Genomic DNA, 5,545 nt, shown 5'->3' on the forward strand with positions numbered 1-5,545 from the left:
CCTTGTCCTGATTTAAATTTAATCCACTATATATAGGCTAAAGTTTGCCAGTTTCAGTTCGATTCCTGATATTTCGTCATGTCGAGAACAGTGATGTCTTCATGATCGAACATATTATCCCAAATTTGCTTATACAGTTCTTTTGCGGTCATTTGTTGAGGGATTTCAAAGGCTGCATCGGTGCTGGGAAATTGATCATATAGCTTTTCTTCCGTCCAGAAATTTAAGCCAAACCTTAAACTCTCTTTAATTCTGAATCGGGTTGATATGGGTAAGTTTTGATATTCAGGATACAGATATTCTTCCACTAATTTTTTTACACTATCTCGATTTACCAAATTCATACCTGATAATCCTTCAAGTCTGTCATCGACACCTTCGTGTAATAATCCAAGAAAAATTCTTATATATTCAGGGCTGACTTTATATGTTTTGCTCATTTAAATTTACCAAAAATCGAAACTGATTTACCGGTTGGTGGGAAAGTAAGCTAGGTTGAAACCCACCATTTAAAAAGGTCGTCTGAAAACCCTGTTTCAGGTTTTCAGACGACCTTTCATCTTTATTTTTCGTTTTGTTTGTACCAGTCGATGAATTCGTCCGGTTTGGCGAAGCCGAGCAAGGGGTCGCTGCGGCGGCCGTCGGCGTGGATGGCGAATATGCCCGGCGGGCCGTAGATTCCGTATTCTTTGTAGAGTGCCTGATGTTCGGGCGTGTTGGCGGTTACGTCGATTTGGAAGAAGCGTTCCATATCGACGGCTTCATGCACTTGCGGCTGGTTGAGCGTGTAGTTTGCCATTTCTTTGCAGGAAATACACCAGTCGGCATAGAAATCCAAAACGACGGGTTTGTCGGGGTTGGCTTTCAATGCGGCGTCCATGGCGGCTTTGAGTTCGGCGACGTCGGTGAACATTTTGCCGTGGTCGGTGGTTTTGCCTGCTTCGGACGGAGGAGAGAGCGTCAGAAAGTGGTGCAGGGCGGTGGTTTGTTTGTTTGCGCTTTGCCAGCCGAACCATGCGCCGCCGATGATGAGCAGGAAGCCCAAAACGGAGGCTGTGGTTTTCAGACGACCTTTTTGTTTGCCGGATTTAACCAGCAACATGACGGCAGGGACGATCATGAGCAGGGTGTAAAGCGCGACCACGAGGTAGTAGGGCAGGTGCGGTGTGGCGAGATAGACGGCTACAGCAAGCAGGATGAAGCCGAAGGCGTATTTAATGCCGTTCATCCAGTCGCCTGCTTTGGGCAGGACGTGGCCGCCGAATGTGCCGATGAGGATCAGCGGAACGCCGGTGCCGAGTGCCAAGACATACAACGCCAGCCCGCCCAAAACGGCATCACCGGTTTGTCCGATATAGCCCAAGGCGAATCCGAGCGGCGGGGCGACGCAGGGGCCGACGATCAGCGCGGAGAGTATGCCCATGACGAAGACGGAGAAGATTTTGCCGCCGGAGAGTTTGCTGCTTTGGTTTTGGAAATAGGATTGGACGGCGTTGGGCAGTTGGATGTTGAAGAGTCCGAACATGGAAAGCGCGAGGACGACCATCAGGCCTGCGGCGGCAAGGACGACCCATGCCTGTTGCAGCCATACGGTCAGAAGCGCGCCCGTCAAGCCTGCGATGACGCCGACCAGCGTGTAGGTCAGTGCCAAACCTTGCACATACGCTACGGACAGTGCGAAGGCGCGGCCTTTGCCGGCGGTTTTATCGCCGACAATAATGCTGGAAACAATCGGTAAAAGCGGATACATACAGGCGGTAAAGCTCAAGAATACCCCTGCGGTAAAAAACGCCAACAGGTTGGCGTTTAATGTGTCCCACGATAATTTGAAGCGGCTGCTGTCGTCGTTTTGCGAGGCTTTAGGCGCGGCGGCGGGGGATGGTTTGGCGGAATCGGGTTGCAGGAAGCGGTCTTTGGCGGATATGGGTTCGTCGCTTTGCGGCTGGTACAGGCCGTTGCCATTAATCTCAAAAGACGTGTCCACAGGCGGGTAACATACGCCGGCTTCGGCGCAACCTTGATAAGTCAACGTCAGCTTGTAGGTCGGCGCGGCTTTTTTGTAAGGCCAGTTGACCTGCGCGGCGCGGTGGAACACGGTTTGTTTGCCGAAAAACTCATCTTCTTTGGCTTCGCCTTTGCTGAAAACCGGTTCGCCCAATACGCCTTCAGGCGCGGTGGCGGCAACGATTTTCGATTGGTACATATAGTAGCCGTCGGCGATTTTGAATTCGACGTTGATGCCTTTGTCGGTAACGTTCACTTGCGGCACGAACGCTTTTTCAGGCGGCAGCAAATCGTCGGCGTTTACAGCGAACGCGTTGGAACACAGGGCAAAAAAGGCGGTAAAGAAGTAAAGGAGTTTTTTCATGGCGTCTTCTCGGTGGAAGGGTTGAACAGGCGCATTATAAACGCAGCAGCCGTTTATAGGCCTTAATTTATATTAAAAGCAGCGATTGTTTTTTATAGTGGATTAACTTTAAACCAGTACGGCGTTACCTCTCCTTAGCTCAAAGAGAACGATTCTCTAAGGTGCTGAAGCACCAAGTGAATCGGTTCCGTACTATCTGTACTGTCTACGGCTTCGTCGCCTTGTCCTGATTTATGTTAATTCCACTATAATCGTTGCGAGGGGGGATTATCGGACTGCTTGATAGATGATGCCCGTCGGATTGTCTCTTTTTCATAGCCGATTGGAACGGGAAAGGTCGTCTGAAAACTGATTTTCCGGTTTTCAGACGACCTTTCCAATTTTTTTTTGCTTGTTTAAGGATAAGCAATATAAGCGTAAGCCGAGTGGTTGTGTATCGATTCGAAGTTTTCGCTCTCGACGATGAAGCTTTCGATGCGTCCGTCGGCAATCAGCGCGGTGGCTACGTCGCGCACCATGTCTTCCACGAATTTCGGGTTTTCATAGGCTTTTTCGGTAACGTATTTTTCATCGGGGCGTTTGAGCAGGCCGTAAAGCTGGCAGCTTGCCTGCGCTTCGACACAGTCGATGATTTCCTCGATACCGACTTCGGCGTTGGCGGTCAGGCTGACGGTAACGTGCGAGCGTTGGTTGTGCGCGCCGTATTGGGAAATTTCTTTGGAACACGGACACAAAGAGGTTACGGGCACCATGACTTTCAAATTATGGCTGTATGCGCCGTTTTTGATTTCGCCTGTCAGGGTAACGTCATAGTCCAGCAGAGATTGGATGCCGGAAACAGGGGCGGATTTTTTGCGGAAGAAGGGGAAGGAAACGCTGATTTTGCCGGAATGGGAGTCTAAAAGCGCAACCATTTCGGCAGTCAGTTTGTGCAGCCTGTCGAAATCCAAAGCCTCGGTTTGTTGTTCCATCAACGCCACGAAGCGCGACATATGCGTGCCTTTTTGGTCGGCGGGCAGGAAAACCGTCATGGTCAGGCGGGCGACGGTGGATTGGCTGCCTTCGGCGGTATTCAAAGTAATCGGAAAGCGCAGGTCTTTGATACCGACCTGGTTAATCGGCAGATTGCGTAAATCTCGGCTGGATTGCACGTCTGCAATGGCGTTCATGCGTTGTTTGTCCTTAATTGTCGGATTGTTGGGGTGTGTGTCGTTTGGAAACGGATTCATGCCGTCCGTTTTGCAAATGCGAGATTATATCACTTGCAAACCGTGTCCGCATTGATTGTTTCTATTTTTCGGATAGTGATAAAATCCTGAATTATTCATATCTTTACAAGGTTGAACCGAGATGAAATTCGCCACCAAAGTCATCCATTCCAGCTACGATTGCGACGAACACAACCGCGCGCTGATGCCGCCGATTTATCAGAACAGTATGTTCGCGCTGCACGAAATCGGCGAGCAGGTTCCCTACCGCTATTCGCGCCTGAGCAATCCGACCCGTCAGGTTTTGGAAGATACGGTTGCCGATTTGGAACGCGGGGCGGCGGGTTTTGCCTTTTCCAGCGGTATGGCAGGCATTGATGCCGTGTGGCGTACCTTCCTGCGACCAGGCGATACCATCGTCGCCGTTGCCGATATTTACGGCGGCGCGTATGACTTGTTGGTTGACGTCTATAAAGAGTGGGGCGTGAACGTTGTCTTTGCCGATTTGGGCAACCCCAACCGCTTGGACGAACTGCTTGCCGCGCACAAGGTGAAACTGGTTTGGCTGGAAACCCCGTCCAATCCGCTTTTGCGGCTAGTGGACATCAAAGCGCTTGCCGCCAAAGCCCACGCAGCCGGCGCGTTGGTCGGCATCGACAACACCTTCGCCACGCCGTATCTGCAACAGCCGCTGGAAATGGGCTGCGACATCGTGTTCCACTCCGCCACCAAATACCTTTGCGGACACTCCGACGTATTGATGGGCATCGTTGCTGTCAAAACCAAAGAACTGGCAAAACCGTTGCACGACATGATGGTGCATACCGGCGCGATTGCCGGCCCGATGGATTGCTGGCTGGTGTTGCGCGGCATCAAAACGCTCGCCTTGCGCATGGAGGCGCACTGCAAAAACGCGCTCGACATCGCCTGCCGCCTCGAAGCCCATCCTGCCGTGGAAAAAGTGTTCTACCCCGGCCTGCCGTCGCACGAACATTACGAACTGGCGAAAACCCAAATGCCCAAAGGCATAGGCGGCGTGGTAACGGTTTATTTGAAAAACGACACGCGCGAAGCGGCAAACAGCGTGATTAAAAACATGAAATTGGTCAAAATGGCGTCCAGCCTCGGCGGCGTCGAAAGTCTGGTCAACCATTGCTATTCCCAGTCCCACAGTGGCGTGCCGCATGATGTGAAAATGGAAATGGGCATCAAAGTCGGCCTGCTGCGCTTCTCCATCGGTATTGAAGACGCGGATGATATTTGGAACGATATTTCCAAGGCCTTGGATACGACGCTGTAAAGACAAATAGGTCGTCTGAAAAGTGCATGGCAGGTTTTGCTAGAGCGGTTTCAGACGACCTTTTAGCTGACCTCACGTTAGAAAGGCAAAATCATGAAAACCCTGATCTCCACCCTTATGACCGCAATCATTCTGACCGCCTGTACTTCGCCTGCTGAAAAACCGCAGCCGTCCCAACCTGTCACGTCGTCTGAAAAACCATCCGAACCGCGTCAAGCGTCAACGCCGGCTTTGGCAGCGAAATGGTTTGTGGTTTCTTTCGGCAAATTCACCGAAAAAGATTTGGCGGGCAGAACCGCTTTTTTGGATTTGAGCAAAATGCCCAAGGCTCATGGCAAGATGGGTTGCAATCATTTGACGCTTCAAGCGCAGGAAGCCGGAGCGGGCAAAATTGATTTTGGTCCGATTGCCACGACGATGATGCTGTGTGAAGACATGAAGCTGGAAGAGGCTTTCTTGAACATGAAAAGCGTGTGGAACTATCGTTTCGACGGCAATGATTTGATTTTGGAGCAAAACGGCAAAACCATGCGCCTGCGCCGTCAGCCGTAAAATTTGAGTTTCAGTTCCGCTTAAAGGTCGTCTGAAAACCGGGCAATCAGGTTTTCAGACGACCTTTCGTCAAGCGAACGGGTATAATATAGTGGATTAAATTTAAATCAGGACAAG

Annotated in this window: 5 protein-coding genes; 2 read left to right on the forward strand and 3 right to left on the reverse strand. The window is 50.9% G+C overall.

Features of this window, described 5'->3' with window-relative positions; all coding sequences use genetic code 11:
* Window positions 1–53 precede the first annotated feature (53 nt).
* From HMPREF3277_RS08315 to folE2, 3 genes are all read right to left on the reverse strand, one after another.
* Window positions 54–440 (reverse strand): hypothetical protein, encoded by a 387-nt coding sequence (locus tag HMPREF3277_RS08315; RefSeq protein ID WP_049224344.1) that lies wholly within the window; start codon window positions 438–440, stop codon window positions 54–56.
* A gap of 122 nt (window positions 441–562) precedes the next feature.
* Complete coding sequence (dsbD, locus tag HMPREF3277_RS08320; protein WP_070870769.1) at window positions 563–2,368, reverse strand: protein-disulfide reductase DsbD; 1,806 nt, start codon at window positions 2,366–2,368, stop codon at window positions 563–565.
* Window positions 2,369–2,763: 395 nt separating this feature from the next.
* Window positions 2,764–3,537 carry a GTP cyclohydrolase FolE2 gene (folE2, locus tag HMPREF3277_RS08325; RefSeq protein ID WP_036490819.1) on the reverse strand — a complete coding sequence of 258 codons (774 nt, stop codon included), beginning with the start codon at window positions 3,535–3,537 and terminating at the stop codon, window positions 2,764–2,766.
* A gap of 181 nt (window positions 3,538–3,718) precedes the next feature.
* Here folE2 and HMPREF3277_RS08330 point away from each other — a divergent pair, with 181 nt between their 5' ends.
* Both HMPREF3277_RS08330 and HMPREF3277_RS08335 read left to right on the forward strand, forming a co-directional pair.
* Window positions 3,719–4,876, forward strand: coding sequence for a trans-sulfuration enzyme family protein (locus HMPREF3277_RS08330; RefSeq protein WP_070870771.1), 1,158 nt, complete (start codon window positions 3,719–3,721; stop codon window positions 4,874–4,876).
* Window positions 4,877–4,969: 93 nt separating this feature from the next.
* The gene (locus HMPREF3277_RS08335) at window positions 4,970–5,428 is read left to right on the forward strand and encodes an META domain-containing protein (RefSeq protein ID WP_070870773.1); all 459 of its coding nucleotides are present in this window, start codon (window positions 4,970–4,972) and stop codon (window positions 5,426–5,428) included.
* Window positions 5,429–5,545 lie beyond the last annotated feature (117 nt).

Source organism: Neisseria sp. HMSC70E02 (assembly GCF_001838645.1).
Classification (GTDB): domain Bacteria; phylum Pseudomonadota; class Gammaproteobacteria; order Burkholderiales; family Neisseriaceae; genus Neisseria; species Neisseria macacae.

Excerpts from the sequence above, each read along its gene's own strand:
- HMPREF3277_RS08335 (WP_070870773.1), top strand. The coding sequence starts at position 4,970 with ATGAAAACCCTGATCTCCACCCTTATGACCGCAATCATTCTGACCGCC.
- dsbD (WP_070870769.1), bottom strand. The coding sequence starts at position 2,368 with ATGAAAAAACTCCTTTACTTCTTTACCGCCTTTTTTGCCCTGTGTTCC.
- HMPREF3277_RS08315 (WP_049224344.1), bottom strand. The coding sequence starts at position 440 with ATGAGCAAAACATATAAAGTCAGCCCTGAATATATAAGAATTTTTCTT.
- folE2 (WP_036490819.1), bottom strand. The coding sequence starts at position 3,537 with ATGAACGCCATTGCAGACGTGCAATCCAGCCGAGATTTACGCAATCTG.
- HMPREF3277_RS08330 (WP_070870771.1), top strand. The coding sequence starts at position 3,719 with ATGAAATTCGCCACCAAAGTCATCCATTCCAGCTACGATTGCGACGAA.